This is a genomic window from Candidatus Coatesbacteria bacterium, assembly GCA_014728225.1.
In the GTDB taxonomy this organism is placed as follows: Bacteria; RBG-13-66-14; RBG-13-66-14; order RBG-13-66-14; family RBG-13-66-14; genus WJLX01.
Map to the genome: position 1 here is coordinate 1 of WJLX01000084.1, position 21,498 is coordinate 21,498.

14 protein-coding genes are annotated in these 21,498 nt (G+C 68.3%); 7 read left to right on the top strand and 7 right to left on the bottom strand.

Going from position 1 to position 21,498, the window contains the following annotated elements; translation table 11 throughout:
• The coding region (locus GF399_05960; protein ID MBD3399860.1) for a T9SS type A sorting domain-containing protein at positions 1 to 2,312 on the top strand (2,312 nt) is incomplete at its 5' end.
• Positions 2,313 to 2,630: 318 nt separating this feature from the next.
• Here the strand turns inward: GF399_05960 and GF399_05965 are convergent.
• Entirely contained in the window at positions 2,631 to 4,289 is a 1,659-nt protein-coding gene (locus GF399_05965) for a 4Fe-4S dicluster domain-containing protein (GenBank protein ID MBD3399861.1), read from the bottom strand.
• Between the two features lie 225 nt (positions 4,290 to 4,514).
• Positions 4,515 to 4,925, bottom strand: a complete 411-nt coding sequence (locus tag GF399_05970; protein MBD3399862.1) for a hypothetical protein — start codon at positions 4,923 to 4,925, stop codon at positions 4,515 to 4,517.
• Between the two features lie 447 nt (positions 4,926 to 5,372).
• Between GF399_05970 and GF399_05975 the strand changes: the two genes are divergently transcribed.
• Complete coding sequence (locus GF399_05975) at positions 5,373 to 5,621, top strand: hypothetical protein (protein ID MBD3399863.1); 249 nt, start codon at positions 5,373 to 5,375, stop codon at positions 5,619 to 5,621.
• Between the two features lie 144 nt (positions 5,622 to 5,765).
• Here the strand turns inward: GF399_05975 and GF399_05980 are convergent, their stop codons facing one another.
• Entirely contained in the window at positions 5,766 to 6,098 is a 333-nt protein-coding gene (locus GF399_05980) for a hypothetical protein (protein ID MBD3399864.1), read from the bottom strand.
• A gap of 67 nt (positions 6,099 to 6,165) precedes the next feature.
• A complete protein-coding gene (locus GF399_05985) occupies positions 6,166 to 7,407 on the bottom strand; it encodes a hypothetical protein (protein ID MBD3399865.1) in 1,242 nt (413 codons plus the stop codon).
• A 198-nt stretch (positions 7,408 to 7,605) separates the two neighbouring features.
• On the opposite strand from GF399_05985, the gene GF399_05990 reads away from it, so the two are divergent.
• From GF399_05990 to GF399_06010, 5 genes are all read left to right on the top strand, one after another.
• Complete coding sequence (locus GF399_05990; protein ID MBD3399866.1) at positions 7,606 to 16,062, top strand: CHAT domain-containing protein; 8,457 nt, start codon at positions 7,606 to 7,608, stop codon at positions 16,060 to 16,062.
• A gap of 52 nt (positions 16,063 to 16,114) precedes the next feature.
• Complete coding sequence (locus tag GF399_05995) at positions 16,115 to 16,750, top strand: hypothetical protein (GenBank protein ID MBD3399867.1); 636 nt, start codon at positions 16,115 to 16,117, stop codon at positions 16,748 to 16,750.
• A 142-nt stretch (positions 16,751 to 16,892) separates the two neighbouring features.
• Positions 16,893 to 17,438: a hypothetical protein gene (locus GF399_06000; protein ID MBD3399868.1), complete on the top strand. Its 546-nt coding sequence runs from the start codon at positions 16,893 to 16,895 to the stop codon at positions 17,436 to 17,438.
• Positions 17,439 to 17,494: 56 nt separating this feature from the next.
• Positions 17,495 to 17,923: a hypothetical protein gene (locus tag GF399_06005; protein MBD3399869.1), complete on the top strand. Its 429-nt coding sequence runs from the start codon at positions 17,495 to 17,497 to the stop codon at positions 17,921 to 17,923.
• A 35-nt stretch (positions 17,924 to 17,958) separates the two neighbouring features.
• Positions 17,959 to 19,095, top strand: a complete 1,137-nt coding sequence (locus GF399_06010; protein MBD3399870.1) for a hypothetical protein — start codon at positions 17,959 to 17,961, stop codon at positions 19,093 to 19,095.
• A 407-nt stretch (positions 19,096 to 19,502) separates the two neighbouring features.
• Here GF399_06010 and GF399_06015 read toward each other — a convergent pair whose 3' ends face one another.
• From GF399_06015 to GF399_06025, 3 genes are all read right to left on the bottom strand, one after another.
• Positions 19,503 to 20,828, bottom strand: coding sequence for a hypothetical protein (locus GF399_06015; GenBank protein ID MBD3399871.1), 1,326 nt, complete (start codon positions 20,826 to 20,828; stop codon positions 19,503 to 19,505).
• A gap of 151 nt (positions 20,829 to 20,979) precedes the next feature.
• Complete coding sequence (locus tag GF399_06020; protein ID MBD3399872.1) at positions 20,980 to 21,153, bottom strand: hypothetical protein; 174 nt, start codon at positions 21,151 to 21,153, stop codon at positions 20,980 to 20,982.
• 16 nt (positions 21,154 to 21,169) lie between these two features.
• On the bottom strand, positions 21,170 to 21,325 hold the full coding sequence (locus tag GF399_06025) for a hypothetical protein (GenBank protein MBD3399873.1): 156 nt from the start codon (positions 21,323 to 21,325) through the stop codon (positions 21,170 to 21,172).
• Between the last annotated feature and the right edge of the window lie 173 nt (positions 21,326 to 21,498).

Here is a 21,498-nt window from a genome sequence, read left to right on the forward strand (position 1 = left end):
ACACCATCGAGATCGCTCCGGACATGAACTTCGATCCTCAACACACGCGCTACTACGTCGTGGGCACTAATCTGCTCTACGATGTGACCGATCTCCCCGACGGACGGCATTATTGGCGGGTGATGGCCGAGGATCCCGCCGGTGGCTTCCGCTTCTCCAGCGAAGTGCGCTACTTCTTCCAGAGCGTCAACGACAGCCCACAGGCCATCTCGGCCAGCGCCTTCGACGTCGGCGGCAACCCGGGGATCGACGAGGGCGACTACGTCGACATCGTCTTCGAGGAATCCGTCGAGGACGCCGACGGCTGGACGGACATCGACGAGCTGTTGCCACTGCAAAGCGACCATAGCTGGAACGACGGCTCGGGGACCATCGCCGACTACCAGTACCTGACCACGGACGTCTACAACGACACCCTGCGGGTCACCCTCCACGCCTACGACGGCGACGGCCCGACCGTCGAGCCCGGCGACGTGATCGACTTCGACAACAACAACGGCCTGCTGACCGACCTGACGGGCAACCCGATCCAGGGAACGGTGACCATCGGCGGCAGCTTCGGCTCCGGCGGTCCGGTGTTCGATGTCGCCCATCCCTTCAACCTCTACCTGGAGTATGCTCAGTCCAACGAGCTGACCTGCGCCTTCGACTCCGGCGCGCCGACGGAGGTTACCATGTACTACGCCCCCGGCGGCACGCTGGATTGGCAGTCCCAGGCGATGACCTACGATTCCGCCGACGACCTGTGGATGGTCGAACTGGCTCCGGCCGACCTCGACATCAGCGGGATCGTCTACGGCTTCCACGCCGTCGACACCGACGGCGGCGAGAGCTGGTTCCCCGACGGACTATTGGCCGGCGAGGCCGCGCTCTATCCCGTCGTCCACGCCGACAGCTACGAGGTCTATCCGGAACTGCCCGTCGGCGACGAGGTGACCGACTACCGCTTGATCAGCCTGCCCGCCGTCTTCCCCGACGGCGCCGACGGGCCCGAGGACCAGTTCACCCAGGAGCTGGGCGCCTACGATGTGACGGCCTGGCGCCTGTTCGATTACGACAATCCCAGCGGCGATTACGTGGAGTTCGACCCCGCGGCCGATAACTGCCGCTTGAACCCCGGGGCGGTCTACTGGATGATCACCCGGGACGGACTGCCCACGGTGACTCTCGAGGACTTCATCACCCTGGACAGCGGTTCCCGCTTCACCTACCAGCTCAGCGCCGGTTGGAACTGGATCGCCACCCCCTTCCCCTACGACGTGGAATGGTTGGACTGCTACACCGACGGCGTGACCGTCGAAGAGCCGATCCCCTACTACGGCGACTACAGCACTACCAGCGACGGGCTCTACCTGCTAGAAGGCTACTGGCTTTACGCCGAAGGCGACGGCGAGCTCTACATCCCGCCGCTGCGCTACGACGGCGGAACCCTAAACGGTGGCGCCCCCGTCGTCGCTCCGGAAGCCGACAGAAGTAGTGGGGCCCTCACCTCGAAGGGTTCCGGGACCCTGCCCGCCGCCGCCCTCGCCCATCCCAACCTTAACCCGGGCGGCGAGGCCTCGACCAGCCGCGTGGCCGATCATCCGGCCCTCGTCGCCGACGACCACGGCGACGGCGGGCGCTGGCGGCTGGACTTCGAGCTGCGCGACGCCGCCGGTCGCGACGCCCTGCACTACCTGGGAGTAGAACCCGACGCCGCCGACGGTCCCGATCCCCACGACCGCCACGATCCCCCCGCCCCCGCCGGAACGCCCAACCTGAGCTTCATCGGCAAGGACGCAGAGGCCTACTACAGCGACCTGCGCGCCCCGATTACCGACGGCGAGATCTGGGAGTTCCACACTACCGCAGCGGGAACCGCCGAGCTGCGCTGGCGTCTGGACGGCCGACCCGCCGGCTGCGCCGCCCTACTGGAGACTCCGGCCGGACGGATCGTCGATCTCCTGGCCGAGGAGAGTATTACCCTCAGCGCCGCCGAGACCGGTAGCGGCCTGCCCTGCCGCGTCTACATCGGTACGCCGGAATGGCTGGACGGCGAGTTCAGCGCCCGCAGCCTGACTTTGGCCCAGAGCTACCCCAATCCCGCCGCCGGTCTGGCCCGGATCGAGTTCAGCCTGCCCGCGGCCGCCGAGGTCGAGCTGACCGTCTACGACCTGGCCGGGCGCCGGGTGGACACCCTCGTCGACGGCCCGCTGGCCGCCGGACGCCACGCCGTCGCCTGGGACGCCGCCACCGTATCCCCCGGCGTCTACCTTTACCGCCTGACGACCCCGGACGACATCCTCACCCGCCGGCTGGTCATCGCCCGCTAACCTTGCAACACCCACCAAAAACGACCGGGAGGGGCCGCCCCTCCCGGTCGTCATTTCTTCTGGCATCCGCAAACACAGCAAGCGCAAAGATCGTCAGCCAACAAGCCTCCCCCGGCGACGGCACACTTCTTGCTTTCCGCGGTCTCCCCGCGCCGGGAGACCGCGGGCAACAAGTGCGCCGTCGCCTGAACCGTCAAGCGGTCCCACGGGTTCGGGGCGTTGGGGACTGAGGTCCGGCGCGCGTTTTTGCGCCGAACTCACCGCGCGGTGAGTTCGGCTGATGCAAAAACCGTGCCGGACCGGTCAGTGGCGGGGGGCTCAGCCGGATCCGTCGGCGACCGCCGGGGGGCGCCGGGTTGCGGGGAGGTGTTCGACGAGGAGCTCGCCGAGCAGGGCCACGCGGACGTCGGCCCCCAGGCGGGTCAGGGCGGCCTCGAGCTGGATGGCGCAGCCGGGACAGGCGGTGGCCACAACGTCGGCACCGCTGGCGATGATATGCCGGGCCTTGCGCTCGCCAACGGCCGCCGCCGTCTCCGGGAACTTGGCGAAATAGCTCCCCGCTCCGCCACAGCAGACATCCTTCTCGGCCATTTCGACATAGTTACCCAGGCGCTCCAACAGCGGCTCGGCGAGGTCGAGGCCCAGATGACGGGCCAGGTGGCAGGGCTGGTGCCAGGTAATCGTGAGTCCCTCGTCATACCGCAGGGGCAGGCGCTCGAGCTTGTCGGCCAGGAACTCCTGCAGCGTCAGGGTTTGCTCCAGCAGACCGTCGTAGTGTTCGCGCAGGAAGGAGGCGCAGGAGGCGCAGGCCGTCAACACGCCGTCGAGGTGCCGGTCGCTGAAGGCCGAAGCGTTTCGCAGCCGCAACTGGTTGGCGGCGCGGCGGTCACCGGAACCCCAGGCCGGCAGTCCGCAGCAGACCTGTCCCGGCGGGGCGACGAGGGTCACCCCGGCCAGGCGGGCCAGGCGGACGACGGCCGCGGCGGCGGTTGGGTAGCCCAGATCGACGGCGCAGCCGACGAACAGGCCCCAGCGCTCGGCGCCTGAACCCGCCTCGTTTAAGAGCTCCCCACGACCGACAGTGAAGGGCTCCCGGGCCAGGGTCGGCGGCACCAACCGCGGTGACAGTCCGGCCAGGGGCAGCAGTAGACGGTAGAGACCCGCCAGGGCGCGTTGAACGCGCTGGCCTGCGCTCAGCTTGTCACCGGAGGGTCTACCGAACAGGCCCAGCAGGCGGGAGCCCCAATGCTGCAGGCGGCCGATCAGAGTGGCGACTGCCGTCAGAACGTCCCGGCGGGGCAACAGCCAGCGCAGCAGGAACAGGGCCAGGAGACCCCGACCGCGTTTGTGATGGATGCGCTCCCGGGCGGCGTACAACAGCTCGTCGGTGCGCACCCCGCCGGGGCAGGCCTCGACACACAGGCGGCAGCCCAGGCAGTTATCGATCAGGTGCCCCAGCTCGGCGTCGTAATCGAGGACACCCTCCTCGGCTGCGGTCAGCAGCTTCAGCTTGCCCCGGGCCACGGATGCCTCGGCGCCCTCGACGGCGAAGACGGGGCAGACCGCCCGGCACTTGCCGCAGGCGACGCAGCGCTCCAGCTCGGCACGAAAGCCCCGCGGCTCACTCACCGCCATCAGCGCTCCCGCTTGAGGAGGTGAAGATATCGTAGAGTCTGTCCGGATCGCCGACGGGACCGTTGTCGAGGAGCTCGGGGGACAATCCCGCGCCCTCGAGGACCGTCCGTAACAGACGCTCGTAGAGCTCCACGTCGCCCTGACGGCCGCTGCGTTTACTCTCCTGCAGGCTTTGACGGTAGGTGGCCGCCTCGTGGGCCACGGCGCCGAGGCGGAACAGCCTGCGGGCCTGGGTTCCATAGGCCCGCGCCACGTCATGCTCCAGGATCGCTCCCTGCTCCTCGAACCACGCGGCCAACTGGGTGATATCGTAATCGGCGGCCGGTCGGGAAAGCTCGACATCCAGCCCGCCCAGGCGCAGAACGACGTCCTCCAGGGTGCGCTGGAGCTCGGCGAGGAGCTTGCGGGCGGTGGTGTGTGATTGGTCGTCCAGACCGAGTTTGACCAGCCGTTCCACGGCTCGACTGAACAGCCGCGCCCGACCGAACTCGTACCCGGCGGCGAACAGCTGACGCTCGATGTATTCTTCGCTCATACCTGCTCCGTAGCGCTGGAAGGTCTGCCACTTCAGGAATCGGTGGTTTCCGTCGCGACGTTATCGTCTGCGGACGCGAAAAAGTGCAGAAACAGGGGGATGATGATGGGGTAGCTCACCCCCAAAGGCCGGGCGATGTCCGAAGCGAAGAGAACACAGGCGGCCGTGACGGGCAGGACGATCAGCAGGCAGGCGCGGAAGAGGAAAGCGTCGCGCCGCAGGTTGAGCAGACCGACCCAGAGAAAGGTGAAGGCGAAGAAGGTTCGGGCGGCGATCTCCCCCCAACCCGACCAGCTCAGCAGGCGGGCGGCGCAGACGGGTAAATCGCCTTTGAGCAATCGGCAACTATAGCCGACCTCGTCGAACCAGCCGCCGAGACACACCCGCAGTAATCCGTAAGCGAGCACCGGGGCCAGGACGGCGGGCGGCTGAACAGCAGACAATCTCGGACGAGCGCCATGATCCGATTGAACCCGTGGTATTTACGCAGGCATTTGTCGAACAGCCAGGCGGCCGGATATGGGGATACGGCGTTGATGATTAAGCAGGGGGATCATCACAGGAAATGAACACCAGCTATTGCAGTTGGGTTCTTCCAGCGGCGTGAACGAGTCTGCTATCCCGTCACCGACGAGACGAGCAATGTGGCGGGGAAGTGCGGGTCGGAGTACCGGCACGCCAGCTGTTCCAGCTGCAATTACCGCCATCACTACCGCTGCGCCGACGGGCGGCATCAGTGCAAGCGTTACGGCAAGCTGTTCAAGCAGCGTCCCCGGGGGCGTCGCACCGCGCCGTCGTCGGGAAAAACGCGGCGAGACAGTGTGTCTGTTCCGGTTCAACGTCCCGGCGGCGCGGGTCGCAACGGTCCCAGGCAACCGGCGTAATACGACATATCGTCACGACAAGCGAATCCGCCGGCGCCTCGCCGTCGCTCGCCAGGCCGAGCTGGACCCGATCAGCTACACCGTTACGCCGACGGCCGGCGGGCCTGGACGAAACTGTCACTCAACGGCTTCCACCACAGGCGGATCAACCACCAGGAAGAGTTCGCCAACGGAAAGAACCATCTCAACGGCCTCGAGAACTTCCGGGGCTACGCCAAACGCCGCCAAAAAGCCTCATGGAGGATTAAAGCGTAACTGCAGACTCTCGATCCGGTTAAGTTCTTTCAGATTAAAGCATCGCGACGACGAAAGCGCGTTAAACTACCGCAGGAGCATACTTCAAGCTTGTTTATAATTAGCTGATAATCCCTAGGCAGATCGGGGCGCAGGGCGGCGGCGTCAGTCGGTGCAGGGCTCCCACCAGCGGGGGGACGAGCGGGCGATAGCGGTAAGGCGGTGGTGGTAGTGACAGGTCGCGGCCGTCTCGAGGTAGATCACCGTGTCGTTCCAGTCGACACCGTAATTCCAGGCCTCCCACCAGTGGTCGATCAAACCAGCGGCGTCGGCGGCGCCGGCGTCGTCCAGCGAGCCCAGGTCCGGGAAGCCCTCCAGGTAGGCCGGATCGTCGAAGGGGGGACCGCCGGTGAAGTAGCCGGCATTGACGGCCGGTTCGGGCGGGTAGAGCTGGCGCAGGACTACGATGGTCGTCAACGAAGCCAGCAGCAGATGCACCCCCCATCGTCGACGCTTCCGGTCACCGGGTCCGCAAGCCCGGTTCATGATCCTCCTTCCGGTTGGTTCAGTTCCGTTCCAGCATATCGCAGAAGGCCTCCAGCCGGGTCGTCACCCCGGCGTAGCCGGACTGCTCGTCGACCTGCAGGATCAACAACGGTACGCCGGCCCGCTTGGCGGCCAGCTCCAGGTACTTGCCGACGAAGGCGTCGGGGCCGCAGGTGGCCGAGGTGACGTGAACCAGCCCGCGGATCGGGCTGTCGCTCTTCAGGCCCCGCCCCAGGGCCAGGCGGCGCAGGTAGCCGGTGCGGGAGAGCGCGGCGCCGTCGAGCTGCTCCCGGCAAAGGCCGTAGCGCAGCAGGAACAGGCCGGCGTCGCAGACGATGTTGGAGAGGTGCCAGAACAGGGGCCGCGGTTTGCGGCGACCGCCCAGGGCAAGGGCGCGCTGGTCCTTCCACAGCCGCCAGGGGGTCCAGACATCGTAGCCGCGTTCACTGAAGCGGCGCACGATCCCGCCGGAGAGGAAGTCATCGAAGAGGACATAGGGGTAGCCGACGACGCCGAGGGCGCCCCGGGTCGGGGTCGGCGGCTGGGGCGGCGCCGCGCCGTCGAGGACCGCCAGGGCCGCGGTCGGACTCAGCCCCCGGCCCAGCAGGGTCTCGTAGCGCCGCTGGACCTTGAGCGCGCGGCGGTAGGTCAGGTAGAGGCGGCCGTAGGTGAAGTGGCGCAGACGGCGCAACTGGTTGGCCACGCCGTAGAGGGTGGCCAGGCGTCGGGTCAGGTCGACGTCGACGTCGAGGACGATCGGGCGCTCGGGATCCAGCCCCGGGCCGGACTCGCCGCGGCGAACCATGGGTAGCTCACGGATGCCCGTCGGCGGCGGCTCTTCGCGCAGTCTGAGCCGGCGGCTGAAAAAGCGCCGCGCCCGAGCCCGCGGTCCCAACTGCTCGACGGTCTCCAGACCCATCGAGTTGCGCACGATGTCGGGCAGGCCGATGAACTTGGGACAGAAGGTCTCCCGGAAGCCGCGCCCCCGGTACTCGAGGCGGCGGACCTTGACCAGACGGGGCAGATAGAGGGCGTCGCAGCGGCCGAACAGGCTGTGTACGTGGCCGTGAAAGATCTTGATCGGGATGCAGGCGTCGGCGACGGTGTAGGTGGTGCCGGCGTCGACGATGGAGCGGTTGGTCGGCCCGCTGAGCACGTAGTCGAAGCCCAATCCGTGGATGATCTCCCGCACCAGGGGGAAGTGCAGGTAGTAATCCAGCGCTCGGGGTATGCCGATGCGCAGACGTTGTTCGTCGGCCATGAGAGGCTCGCTTCGTGGTAGCGGGGCGGCGGGTTCGGCGTCGACCGCCGAGGCCGGGACGGGGCAGAGACCGGCGGGCTTCCGCAGCGCATGATAGCAACGCCCCGCCGACCGGTCAAGTTGAACCGTCCGCGGCCGGGTCAGCCGAGACGGACTTTGTTATAATGGCAATGGGTAAAAGACAAACCCGGCGGTGAGATGCGCATCCGACCCACCCTACCCCTGATCCTCTGTTGCCTGGCGGTCAACCCGGCGCCGGCCCAATCGGCGGTGACACCCGGCGCCGACGGCTCGACGGCGGGCGACTTCCCCCTGCCCGAGTTCGAACAGCTCACCACTCACGGCGCCTACGACGGCTCACCGGCGCTCAAGACCGGCTTGAGCCTGGTGGCCTTCGTCAGCGAGCGGGCCGGCAACCGCGACATCTGGTACTATGACCTGGACTCCGGCGAACTCGAGCGGCTGACCGAGCACACGGCGGCCGACTACCAGCCGACCTGGGACCCCACCTCGGACACCGTCTTCTTCGTCAGCACCCGCGACGATCCCGACGGCGAGCTCTACTCGGTGGACCCCTCCATCGACTATGTCCGCCGTCTGACCGAGCATCGCGGCCGTGACGAATTTCCCGCCGTCAGCCCCGACGGCAAGTGGGTCGTCTTCTCCCGCACCGAGGAGGAGGGCTTCCGCCCCGACGGAGCGCCGACGGGACCGAACTGGGAGTTTCCCGTCGAGCCGGCAAACCTGTTCCGCATCCCGGTCAACGGGGGGGAGGCCGAGCGGCTGACCTCGTCGGCGGCCACCCAACCCTGCTTCAGCCCCGACGGCGCCTGGCTGGCCTACGTCCTGCCCGGCCGCGAGCGCTCGGCCCTCGTCCTGCGCCGCTTGAGCGACGGCCGGGAGCTCGTCCTGGTCGACGACGGCAGCCTGGTGGCCTATCCGCGCTGGCGCCGCAGCGGCATCGTCTTCACCCGCTTCGCCCTGGACACCAATTCCGACGGCCATATCGACATCCTCGACAACGGCCAGGTCTGCCACCTGCGGGCCGACCAGGTCGCGGGGGTTCTCGAGGGCCGTTTCAGCGCCGCGGCCGCCGCCGACCGCCTGGGTCCGGATCAGACCCCCTACCGCCGAGTGACCACGGCTCGGGAGTGGAGCGGTGTCGCCGATCTCGGCGGTGTCAACATCTTCTACGCCTCCGACGCCTCGGGCAACGGCGACATCTGGCGCACGACGATCGCGCCCCCACCCCTCGAGGGCGCGGCCGTCGATGTCTTCCGCGAGGCGCAGGGGGTCACCGACCCCTCCCGACGCCTGCTGGCCCTGGTGCGCTTCGTCGACACCTTTCACGCCGATCCGCTCTGGGGGCCCGAGGGCCAACTGGCCTACGCCGACGAACTGGAGCGGCGGGGGCTGGAACATCAGGCCGATTTCGAGCGTGAGCAGGTGGCCCGCCGCTGGGGTTCGAGCGACCACGCCCGCGCCGTGGCGGCCTATCACGAGCTGGCGGTGCGCTGGCAAAGGGCCCTGGCCTACGATCGTCTGCCCACCGCCGAGAAGGCCCTTTCCGGGGACGTCGGCACAGCGGAGGAGGCCACCCCCGTCCGCGCCGCCGCCCTGGAGCTGGCCGCGGAACACGAAGCCAAAGAGCCTGCGGTGGCCTGCGCCTGCCTGGTATTGGCCGCCGATACCGACGCCGCCCTCGGCGACAACACCGCCGCCCTGGAGCTCTACGACCGCGCCGCCTACCTGGGCGGCGATTTCGCCCGCCGGGCCGAGGCCCAGACCAAGGCCGCCCGCAGCCTCGAGCGCCTCGGGCGCCGCGAGGAAGCCCGGGAGCGCTATCTCGACGTCCTGCTCAACTACCCGGCCGAGGAGCGCTGGCAGGGCGAGGTCCAGGCCAGCCTGACCGCCCTGGAGACCGGCGGGGTCACCGACGTTGAAAGACTGGTGGCCCTGGAGCGGGTGACCCGGGACTACGCCGATTACCCGGAGCTGGCCGCCTACGCCCAACTGCAGATCGGCCGCGAGCTGGAGCACCTGGGCCAGTACGAGGAAGCCGCCGACGCCTATCAGAAGGTCGTCGACGACTTCCCACGCGTGCGCTTCCTCGGCGCCCGGGCCCTGATCGAGCAGGCCGCCGTGCGTCGTCGCCAGGGCAAACCCGAGGAGGGCGCCCGGGCCCTGCGCACCGTCGTCGAGGATTACGACGACCTCGGCCGGGGCGAGCTGGCCGCCGAGGCCGAGGCGACCCTGCGCCGCCTGCTCCTCGACGAGGCCGCCGCCTTCCGCGCCCACGACGATCCCCAACGCGCCGAGGCCCTGCTGCGTCAGGCGCTGGATTTCGAGTACGACTTCCCCGCCGCCCACCGGGCGCTGATCAAGCTGCTCTGTGAGGACCTGGGCCAGCGCGACGCCCTGGTCGAGGAGTACGAGGCCGTCCTGCAGCAAGAGCCGGACAGTGCCATCGCCCAATACGGCCTGGGTCTGACGCTGACCTACCCCCCCAACGGCGACGCCGGGACGAACTACGCCCTCGAACCCGCCCAGGCTGAGCTGCGGCGGGCCGTCGAGTTGCGCTATTTCTTCCCCGCCGCCTGGTACGCCCGCGGCTGGGCGGCCTCGGCCCGGGCCGAGCGCTCCTACCGCAACGGCGAACCAGACCGCGCCGTCGGCGACCAACTCGAAGCGGCCCTCGAATACTACCGCCTGGCCCTGGCCCAGGTCGACCCGACCGACGACCCCTACCTGCAGGCCGACATTCTGTTGGCCCTGGGCAACGCCAACTACCAGCTCGGCAACCCGGCGACGGCCTACCGTTTCTACCTGGAGCGCCTGGCGGCGGCGCCGCAGAACCACGAACCCGCCGTCGAGGCCCACTTCCACTTCAACCTGGCCCGCTGCGCCCGTTACGTCGAGGACTACCCGACGGCGCTGGAGCAGTACGACGTCGCCGCCCGGATCTATGAGGAAATCGGCAACGAAACCCGGCGGCTGATGTGCCTCGACGGCCAGGCCCTGGTCTACTTCGAGATGGAGAGTTGGCACGAGGCGCTCAACCGCTTCGTCGCGGTCAAGAACCTCTACGAGGAGCTGGCCGAGAACGCCGAGCGCGACGCCGTCGAGGCGCCGACGACGGCGCAGCGGCGCACGGCGGCCCGGCGGGCCCTGGTCGCCCGGGCCAAGGTCTCCTACCCCCTGCGCAATATCGGCATCTGCTACTACTTCCTCGAGGACTTCCAGCTCTCCCTGGCCTACCTGGGCCGGGCCCTGGAGGTCTTGACGCTGACGGGGCGCGAGTCCGAGGCCGCCGGCGGTGGCCTGCTGGACATCAACATCAGCGCCGGCCTGGCCGGTGACGCCGCCTCGGCCACCGAGGGCTTCGATCTTATCGGCGAGCAACAGTTGATCTACACCTTCGCCGCCAACTGCCACCGCCGGATGGGCGACTTCCGCTCGGCCATCCTGGCCTACCGCCGACGGCTGGAACTGTTCGAAGAGACCTCGGACTCGACGGACGCCCGGGCCGCCGCCGCCGAGCGCGGCAAGCTCTACAACCAGCTCGGTTTGCTGTCTTACCAGGTCGACGATCTGCGCGCCGCCGCCCGCTACTACCTCCTCTCCCGGGAGGCCTGCCGCGAGGCCGAGGTTCCGCGGGGCGAGACGCTGGCCCTGGTCAACCTCAGCGAGGTGGCGCTCAACATCGCCGACCGCCTGCGCCTGGCCCGCCTGTCCACCCAGGCCGCCTTCCCCGCCGTCGACGAACCCGAGGATCACGATGAAAGCTCCGACCTGCAGGCCGCCGCCCGGGAGCTGCGCGACGACCTCTACACCCTGGAGGACCGGGTGCGGGAGCTGGACGACCCCCGGCTCTACGCCCGCTACCTCAACGCCCGCGGCGTGCTGGAGCTCTACCTGGCGCCGGGGGAGGACGACGGTGAGGAGCGCCTGCTGGCCGCCGAGGACGCCTTCTTCCGCGCCCAGAGCCTTTACGAGGGCCTGAGCGATCCGGCCGGGCTGATCGGCTGCGAGCACAACCGGGGCGCAGCCCTGGCCGCCCTGGGGCGCTCCGAAGCCGCCGACGTTCTCCAGCGGGCCTACGACCGCGCCCGGCTGTTCGACTTCGACCGCCTGAGCTGGCGCATCGGCTACAGCCTGGCCGTCACGGCCCACGAGGCCGGCGAGACCGTCCGGGCGCGCATCTACCTGGAACGCGCGCTGGCCGACCTGGAACGCGAGCTGACCCAGCGCACCCAGCCGATCCTGCTCAGCGTCTACCAGGCCGAGGTCCGCGCCCTCTACGAGCTGGCCGTCGAGGTCGCCGCCGCCGAAGACGATCACCGCGCCGCCCTCGAATTGGCCGATCGCAGCCGCGCCGCCTATCTGGCCTCCCTCTTCGGCGAGCGCGAGCTGGAGCTCTACCGGGAGCGCGACCGCAACTTCTACAATAACGAGCGCCAGTACCAGCGGGACATCTCCAACCTGCTGCAGCGCATCGCCCGGCTGAGTCTCGACCCCAGCCCCGAGGCCCAGGACGAACTCGAGGGGGTCCGAGCTGAACTGCAACGCCAACGCCGGTCCTACCAGGAGTCCGTCGCCGCCCAGCTCGAGGCCAACGAGATCGTGGTGGCCTTCGCCGGCGCGACGACCGTCGGGCTGGAGCGGGTCCAGAGTCTGCTGGGTGACGAGGCCGCCCTGCTGGTTTACTACTTCGCCGGCGACGCCCTGTGGACCGGTGTACTCGATGCCGGCGGTATCCACGGTGCCCGCATCGAGCTGGGACGCGATGAGGTCCGCCGGCTAAACACCGCCGCCCTGGGCGGTGATTCCGCCGCCCTCGAACGCTTGGCCGACGCCTTGCTGGAACCCCACGCCGGGCGTCTCGAAAACGTCGAAACCCTCTATCTGGTCCCCGACGGCGAGCTCTGGCGCACCCCCTGGGGCGCCCTGCCCCTGGACGGGGAAATCCTGCTGCAACGGCACGAGCTGGCCCTGACCTCCTCGCCCAGTGAGCTGGCCTACGCTCACAGTGTGCGCAACATCAGCCGGGGCGAACCCCTGTTCATTGTCGGCTCGACGACGGCAGAGGGGGAGCGGCTGCTGGTCGATTCCCGTCTGGCCGAACTCGGCGGCGACCTGCTAACCGGCAAGCTCAGCACGGTCAAGCTCAACGAAACCGCCCTGGCCCGCCGGCTGATCGAATTCGACGCCCCCCTGGAGCATTCCGGCTCCGATCCGCTCTACTACGGCCTGCGCCTGGGCCCGGACGAAGCCGACGCCGGCATCTTCCCGCCCCTGGAGGACACCGGCGGCGAGGACCGCCTGCCCGAACCCGCCGAGCTGCAGCGCAGCGTGCTCAACTTAAAGGACCTGCTGGCCCTCAAGCTGGACGCCAACCTGTTGCTGCTCAACGACTACGGCGTACGCTTCGAGCTGGGCGGCGACCTGGACCGCGGTCTGAGCGTCCTGGGGCGCTGCGTCTCCTACAGCGGCTCGCCCAGCGTGGTCTACCTGCCCGCCGGTCTCGACCTGGCCGTCCGCGAGGCCTACCTGGCGACCTTCCACGGCCGGCGGACCGAGCACTCTCCGGCGGCGGCCGCCCGCCGGGCCGCCCTCGAGCTGCGCGACGCCGGCGCTCCCGTCAGCGACTGGGCCCGACCCTTCGTCCTCGGGTTCGCCGGGTTCGACGAGGAAGAGGAGCTGGCCTACGCCGAAGAGGCCTTCGTGCTGACCTTCAAGTCGGCTCAGGGTTTCTTCACCCAGGCCGAGGAACGCGGCGACGACGAGCTGTACCTCACCGCCGCCGTCCAGTTCGTCAAGGCCGCCCAGATGGCCGATCGTCTGGGTAAAACCGACGAGAGGCTGACCCTGCTCAACGCCGCCGTCGAGTCCTATTTCCGCGCCGGACGCCTCGACACCGCCGTCGAGAAGCAGGAGGAGATCCTGGCCGAGGTCGCCGAGCGGCCCGACAAGCGCCTGCAGGCCCTAATCCGCCTCAGCGGCCTGCACCACCACCGGGGAGAGCTTGAGACCGCTCTGGATTACAACGAGCAGGCCCTGGAGCTGCTGGGCGGCTTCGGCGCCGAGTCCAACCCCCAACTCGTCGACCTCTACATCAACCTCTACACCGAGCGCGCCCTGCTGCGCAAGCGGCTCTACCGCTACGACGAGGCTCTGGAGGACTACGAGCGGGCCGCCGGACTGGCCGCCGGCGACGAGCGCCCGGAGCGCTGGGCCGGGCTACAGTTGGAAATCGGCAACCTCTACCTGACAGCCCGCGAAGAGCCGCAGACCGCGGCTTACCATGCCGCCGAGGCTCGCAGAGTCTATGACGAGCGCGGTGATCGGCTCGGCGAGGCCGAGGCCCTGGCCCTCGACGGCCTGGCCGCCACCGAGCTGCGCGATTTCGAGCAGGCCCGTGAGCTCCACCGCCACGGCGAGGTGCTGACCTACATGGGAGCACCCTCGGAGCGCGGCCGCTCGGCCCGCCTGGCCAACCGCTTCGGCCTGGCCAAGGCCCGCTGGCACTCCCAGGACTACGCCGGCGCCCTGACGGTCTGCGAGGCCGCCCTGGACGAACTGCGCGAGGAGGAGCAGCTGCTGCGCTCGCGCTTCCTCGGCGTGGCGGCGCTTTCCCATCTGGGGCTGCTGCACGAGGAGCTGGCCGCCGAGCTGGCCGCCGAATCCCTCGCCGAGGCCCTGCGGGCCGGCAAGCTCGATCCCGCGGCTCCGGCCGAAGCCGAAGCCGCCGCCACCGGGCGCGTCGCCCCGGACATCGCCACGGCCTACGCCAACCTGGCCCTGGTCCGCCAGGTCACCGGCGATTTCGCCGCCGCCCGGGAGCTGATGGAGCGCGCCCTGGCCGTCGACACCGCCATCGATTACCGGGCCGCCGTCGAGGGCGATCTGCGCCGACTGGCCATCCTGGCCGAGCTGGAGGAGAACCTCGAACTGGCCATCGAATACCACGAACGCTACCTGGCGGACGCCGCACCCGACAACCCGCGCACGGTGATGGGCCGCTACGATCTGGCGCGACTCTACCCGATCTTCGATCCCGCCGAGGCCGAACGCAATCTGACGTCCGCGCTGGAGGGCGCCCGCCGGCTGGAACGCGTCGATCTCTACTGGCGCGCCCTGCATCAGCGGGCGCTGCGCCGCGAGGGCGAATCCTACGACGCCGCCGTCGCCGACCTCGAGGCGGCCATCGAGCTGGTCAACCTGACCTGGCCCGAGGTTCGCTTGACCAATCTTCGCGACGGCCTGCTCATCGACCCCCACCAGTTGTTCTCCGATACCATCACCCTGACCGCCCAGTTCGGCGATGTCGAGCGCTCCCTGGCCCAAAGCGAAACCTACCGCGTCGTCCTGGGCGAAAAGCAGCTCACCCGGGCCGACCTGGCCCGTATCAACCCCGAACTCCAGCGCAACCTCGATGAAGTGCGCCGCTTGTCCGGCGAGCTGGCCCGGGCGATCATGCGTCAAGACGCCGCCGTCGGCGAGTTGTCAACGCGCCACCGGGAGCTGATCGACCGGATCAGCCGACGCTGGCCCGACTTCGCCGGTCTGCTGGGGCGCACGCGCAGCCCGGCCGAGGTCCAACAACTGCTTAGACCCGAGCAGGCGGCCGTAGTCTACTTCCTCACCGAGCAACACTTCTTCCACTGGCTGATCACCGCCGACGGCGTCGAAATCCAGAAACGCCAGGCCTACGCCGTGCTGGACAACGGCCGGGCCTTCATCGAGCTGCTGGAGAACCGCGGCGAACTCGACGAGTTGCGCAGCCTGGGGGGCGCGGTTTACCGGGAGACCCTGCGCTCCTGGGAGCGCGAACTGTTCCTCGAGACAATCGACGAGGTGTTGATAATCCCCGACGGACTCCTGACCCAGCTGCCTTTCGGCTGTCTACCCTTCGAGGAAGAGTACGTCATCGACGGCGCCCTGCTGGAATACGCCCCCAGCCTGACCGCCTACTTCCAGCCCGCCGTGGAGGACTACGGCGAACTGCCCCTGCTGAGCATCGCCGACCCGGAAACCGCCCAACCGCGGCTAGAGTTCGCCGTCAAGGAAGCCGAGAGCATCCAGCGCCGCTACCCGGGTTCACCCGAGCCCTTCCTCGACGAAGAGGCCCGGGAGACCGTCTTCCACGAGCTGGCCCCCGACGCCCGCCGGCTCCACCTGGCCACCCACTCGGCCCTGATCCCCGGCGACCCGCTGCACTCGGCCCTGCTGTTCACCGGCTCGCTGCAAAACACAGAGGGCGTCGATCCCACCGACGACGGCCGCCTGACCGTCGCCGAGGTTATCGGGATGGACCTCCGGGCCGAAGTGGCCGCCCTGTCGGCCTGCAGTACCGCCGTCGGCGGTCAATCCGTCGGCCGGGAGCTGCTCTCACTGGCCCGGGCCTTTCTGTTCGCCGGGACGGGCAGCGTACTGGCGACCTTCAATCGCACCAGCGACATCACCACGGCGGTGCTGGTACGCAACTTCTTCGTCAACCTGTCCGACGGTCTGGACCCCGCCGCCGCCCTGCACCTGGCCCAGCTCCAGACCCGGGGCCAGTTCGAGCACCCCAGCTACTGGGGCGCCGTGGGACTGTTCAGCCGCCAGGGCGTCCACGGCGGCGACACTCCACAGCTCGGTGAGGAGGAGTAATCCGTCTCACCCGCCCGTCACGCCGTTGATCGTCACGTCGAGAGGAGTATCGATGAAACACCCGTCCGCGATCATCATGCTCCTGGCCCTAGTCCTCGTCGTCGGCGTCGAGGCTCGACCGGAGTACGCCCGGAACGAGGCGCTGGATTGCGTGGCCTGCCACGACAACCCCGCCGGCGGCGGACCGCTCAACCCCCGCGGAGTCCACTATCTAGCCAACGATTACAGCCTGAGCGGTTTCGCGGGCGGCGAGCCCCAACAACCGCCCGTCACCGCCTCGCCGCTGTGGCTGATCAAGAGCATCCTGACGATCCTGACCCTGCTGGCCGCCCTGGCCGCCGTCATCGTCATCTACTCCTCCCGCCCGGCCGCCCGCCAGGATCCCTCGCGGGGTAAAAAGCTGCGCCGGGGTCACCGGGTCTACGGCTGGATCACCCTGGGCCTCTACCTGGCCCTGACCATCATCTGCCTGTTCGCCCACGGGGTGCGCGGCAACACCACCCGGGTGCTGTTGCACTCCATCATCGGTTTCGTCGGCCTGCCCCTCTTCGCCGCCAAGGTCTGGATCGTACGCAAGCGCTGGAAGCTCTGGCGGGTCTGTCACTATCTCGGCGGCGCCCTGCTGGCTGTCAACCTGGCGATGTTCACCCTCAGCGCCTGGTGGTACCTCATCGGCCGCTTCGTCTGAGTCCCGAGCACCCGCCGACGGTCTGCAGCGTAACCGACTTACTTGCCCATCCATCGCGTCGGCGTGTTACCATGGTTACCTGAACCGCAAGCCACCGCGGTCCGGCTCACCGGCACCGCCGCCCCCGTCCCGAGGAGAATCGATGAAACAAACGCCGCTCCTGCTGCTCTGCCTGTTCGTCGTCAGCGCCCTGGCCCAGGGCGCCCTGGCTCCGGATCCCGGCGATCCCAGCCACCCCGACACCCACGAGGAGCAGTTGCTGGCCACCCTGGCCCAGCATCTCGACCTGAACCCCGCCGAGTGCGAGCTGGTCTTCGCCGTCGAACGCACCTCGGTGATGACCGTCATGCAGGGCTACGCCGTGACCCTGCACTATCCGGCGGAACGTTTGACCGTCGCCGGCCTGGTCGAGGACGACCTGACCACGGTCGAAGAGGTCTCCTACCGCTACAAGTATCCGACGGCCGCGGCTCCGCTGGCCGCCCTGGCCGCCGACGGTTCCGGACCTTTCGCCGCCGAGCTGGGCGAGGGTCGTCCCGCCCTGCTGATCGGCGCCGAGAGCAACGGCTCCCAATGGACCGCCGTCGTGTTGATCGGCTGGGACGCCCAGAACAACCGCTGGGACAAGCAGATCATCGAGGGCCTCAAGCTCGAAGGCGGCTCCTCCCTGGGCAGCTTCACCGACTAGCAAAGCCCACCTGATCGCACGTCCGCTCCCCTTTTCACCTCCAACCGGGAGGAACGATGAAGCGCGTACTGCTGCTGTTGCTCTGCCTCGTCACCGTCGCGGCCGCCCAGCCGGAAGCCGGGACGCAGACCGAAGCGATGAGCGAATCCACCGAGGTCGGTTACGCCTTCGCCGAGGGCGCCGCCGAGGGTATGGGTCGTGTCGGGGATTTCGGCTCCGGCGTGTTGGCCTGGGTGACGCTGGCCCTGGCCCTGGCCCTGCTGGTCATCTCGGTCATCGCCATGATCAAGCTACGCCACGGAATGTACTACTTCTTCTCCTTCGCCGGCCTGGCCGGGTTCGCCAACCACCTGCTGAACCTGCTGGGCGTCGGCGGCTACATTCTCGGGACGGTGCTGGAATGGCTGATCTATCTGCCCCTGGCCATCGGACTGCTGCTGGCCCTGCGCGACCGCATGCTGAAACACTTCCTGCGCGACCGCTAGGAATATCCACCTTTGGCTTACTGCTGCTGACCGTAATGCTGTTTCCCTCGACGACGACCGCCCTCAGCGCGCCACATTACTCCTGGACGGGTCCCTGGGAGGCCATCTGGACCGTCGACGGGTCGGCCTACAGCGCCGTAGCGACCAGCCCCGGCGCGGCGGTTGTCATCCGCTCCACCGCAGGCGAGCCGCTGGCTGAACTGCCCGGCGACACCCTGCTGCTCGGTGACATCGAAGGCCGCTTGTACGTCGCCAACCTCGGCCGCCGCTACATCGTCGACGGCGACGGCCGGGAACGCGAAAGCCTGTTCCTCGCCCTCACCGCCGGTACGCCGACGGCCTACAGCCTCGGGATCCAGGACCCCCTATCCATCATCGGTCTGGACACCGTTCCCGGCCAAACGGCCCTCTCGCCCGACGGACGACTGCTGGCCCTGGCCCACTCCTCCCTCGATGAACCCAGCGCCGAGGTGATCGTCTACGAGACGGCCACCGGGGCCGAACTGGACCGCCGCACCTTGACCGCCGACACGACCGAGCAGCGGGCGGCCGTCGAGTGTCTGGCCTTCGACGCCGCCGGCGACACCCTTTTCCTCAACCTCCACCCCCACTCACCGGCCTCCGACGAATTCCTCGATCCCCAGCCGCTGCTGGCCTGGGACCGGATCGATAACGCCGTCGAGGAGCTGACCGAACCCCTCGGTTGGGTACTGCCCGTGGCCGGACGCGACGGCGGCGCGGCGATCCTGCTGCAGGAATACACCGCCGACAACGGCCGGCCGTCATCCCACCGTTGGCTGGAGTTGGAACCCGAGAGCGGAGACCTTCGAGCCGCCTTCCGCCCCCGGGTCAACCAGGGTCTGGGCGATCCCAACGGTCCCGCCCGGCTGCTGGACGGCGATGACTCGACCAGTTGGTCATTCGCCGCCGACACCGTCGTCGACCTCGAACTGGGCCGGGAACTCTACGTCCTCACCGTCGCCGTCTTTGCTGAAGACGGCCCCGCCGCCGGCTGGGGTCTGCGCATCGGTGACGAAACCCGCCTGCGCCGCCCCGACGATCCCGAATTCCTGACCTACGACGGCTTGACCGACGAGGTCCGCTTGATCTTCCCCGCCGGCAGCGGCGGCGCCGAGATCGAGCTGCGACCGGCCCTGCTGCCCCGCCCCTGAACAACGCCCGCCGCCGCCCGGAGACCAGCCCCGACGTCGCGACCGGTTCGAACACCAGCGACGCCCGGAACTGGCACGGTTTTTGCATCTCGGCGACCGTTGGCGCGGTCTCAACGGTTCGCCTTCGCAAAAACCGTGCCAGTTCCGGGCTGCTTTCTCCCACGGCGCCGTCGTTGGGCGACGGGTCTCCGGGCGGCGCTTAGGCGTTACTTGTCGGTGAACGTGCGCACCGGCTCTAGTCCCGGCTGAAGGACGCTTTGCCATCAGCGATCGGTCCGTCCTCGAGGGATATATGCTGAGCGCCGGGATGATCGGCGCCGGGTGCGCCGTCGAACAAAAGCCAACCCCCGAGGGTTGGTTTTTTACTTCATCGCATCAGGTGATGGAAAACGCTGGACTGTGGGCGTCTAATTCTCGGGCGGGCCTTCCGCCGTTTCGGTGTTTTCCGGTTCGGTGACTTCGCCTTCAGCTTCGCCGGCGGTGAAGGCCTCCTCGGTCTGCGGGCCTTCGAAATCGCGCAATTGAGGGATACGCCAATTCTCCGGGTAGTGCCCCAGGCCGCGCAGGATCTCGCCGACGCTGCAAACCAGACTGCCGTTGACGGCGGCGTAGGCGCGGTAGGCCGGGTTGGCGATGCCGTCGCCGCCGTAGCTCTTGACGGTGACGGTGTGCGCCTCACTGACCCGCAGGCGCGAGTGGATCTGGCGCTTGATGTCGTGCATCCCGACCCCGCCGCCGCACTGACGGCTGAAGAGGTATAGATTGAAGCGCTCCCCGACCATCCGGGCCACTTCGCGGGTCAACAGCAGATGGCTGGCGCTCCAGTAGGCGGCGCTGCCTTCGGCGTCGGCGACGGCGGATTCGACATCGGGACATACGTGAGAGTAGTTGATGAACCAGGCGACGGTTTCCAGCTCGGCCTCGATAACCTCGTCGATGATCCGCCGGCGCAGCTCAGTGGCGCCCGCCGGATCCAGCTCCCGCAACAGCGCCAGGTAGTAGGTGGCGTAGTAGAGGTCGAAACAGGCCAGGGAGCGGTTGTCGGTCTGACTGGAGGCCAGGCGCTCCCGTCGTCGTTGCTCGCGCTCCCAGGCCGCCTTGCGCTCCTCGTATTCCAGCAGCTCCTCGGTTGTCAGCCCGACCAACTCTTCCGGGGTCAGCTCGGTGAACTCGTCCTCGGGGGCGCTCTCGATGTCCAGGTTGGCCGTGTCGCCGGGACGGGTGGTCCGTCGCAGGTCGGGCACCGCGGTCAGGGAGTCGAAATGGAAGTCGTCACGGGGATGGGGCTGGTCGGGCTCCTCGGGCAACTCGTAAGGTTGATGCCGCTGCAGGGCCCGGCGGTTGATGATCATCTCATCGACGGCACGGTAGACCTCGTCGGCGATCGCTCCGGGGTTGCCGGTGTAGCGCAGGCAGACCTCCTTGAGCAACTCCCAGGCCCGGTTGTGGTAGCCGTCTAGATGTTCGGCCGTCGCCCGGCGGATCAGCCAGCGATCCCGCTCCAAACCGGCGGTGCCCTCGGCGCGGGCGGCGTAGAAGTCGGCGGCCTCGGCGTAGCGGCCCTCGACGAGGTATTGGTCGCCCCGATTCGCGACGGGGTAATCAGGTAGCCCCACCGGCGCCGGCGTGGTTTCCGTGTCAACGGCTTCGGCTTGTGCATCCTGGGCCCACAGCAAACCGGCGCCCCCGAGCAGGACGACGGCAAGCACCAGGCTGACGAGGGCTCGAGACATTGCCGATGCGGCTCTCCGCGGATTCAAATCAGAGGTCGTCCGGCCTTGACACGGCCGATCAAGCGGTGCAGTCCGGCCATTATACCCCAACCCCGCGGGCGGGATAAAGACACCCCGGAGTTATCCTCCGGGGCGGGGCGGCAACAGAGCCTTACTTGCCCAAACTTCCGCCCAGCAGTACGCCGAACAACACGGCGAAGGGCAGAGCCAGCACCGCGTAGAACAGACCGGGTTCTTCGCTGATCAGACTCAGGCTCAACCCCGCCATCCAGACCAGCATCGAAACGATCAGCAGCAGGGCCGGGGGTTTAGTGGTGGAAGCCATCGCCTTAACCGGGTGGTCAACCCAGGTGCCGCCCGAGCCAGTCCCCCGCCACCACGTTCAGCAGGACGCAACAGGGGCTGACGAAGACGCCCAAGCTGAGGAAGGGTTTCCCGTTGAGGACCGGAAAGCCGCTGCCGCTGAACCAGATCAACAACACGATCAGGTACGGCAATAACGCCCGGCCTTGTTGACGACCATCGTAACACCATAACTAGCTGCGGCGGCCGGGAGAGCGGGCTTTTCTGCGGGCACCACCGCCGCCGCCCCGTCCGGAACCGGCACGGTTTTTGCATCTCGGCGACCGTTGGAGCGGCGGCAACGGTCCGCCTCCGCAAAAACCGTGCC

Bases quoted from the DNA above. Each gene is read 5' to 3' on its own strand.
- GF399_06000 (MBD3399868.1), top strand. From the start codon at position 16,893: ATGAAACAAACGCCGCTCCTGCTGCTCTGCCTGTTCGTCGTCAGCGCC.
- GF399_06005 (MBD3399869.1), top strand. From the start codon at position 17,495: ATGAAGCGCGTACTGCTGCTGTTGCTCTGCCTCGTCACCGTCGCGGCC.
- GF399_06010 (MBD3399870.1), top strand. From the start codon at position 17,959: ATGCTGTTTCCCTCGACGACGACCGCCCTCAGCGCGCCACATTACTCC.
- GF399_05990 (MBD3399866.1), top strand. From the start codon at position 7,606: ATGCGCATCCGACCCACCCTACCCCTGATCCTCTGTTGCCTGGCGGTC.
- GF399_05985 (MBD3399865.1), bottom strand. From the start codon at position 7,407: ATGGCCGACGAACAACGTCTGCGCATCGGCATACCCCGAGCGCTGGAT.
- GF399_06020 (MBD3399872.1), bottom strand. From the start codon at position 21,153: ATGGCTTCCACCACTAAACCCCCGGCCCTGCTGCTGATCGTTTCGATG.
- GF399_05965 (MBD3399861.1), bottom strand. From the start codon at position 4,289: ATGTCGAGCTTTCCCGACCGGCCGCCGATTACGATATCACCCAGTTGG.
- GF399_05995 (MBD3399867.1), top strand. From the start codon at position 16,115: ATGAAACACCCGTCCGCGATCATCATGCTCCTGGCCCTAGTCCTCGTC.
- GF399_06015 (MBD3399871.1), bottom strand. From the start codon at position 20,828: ATGTCTCGAGCCCTCGTCAGCCTGGTGCTTGCCGTCGTCCTGCTCGGG.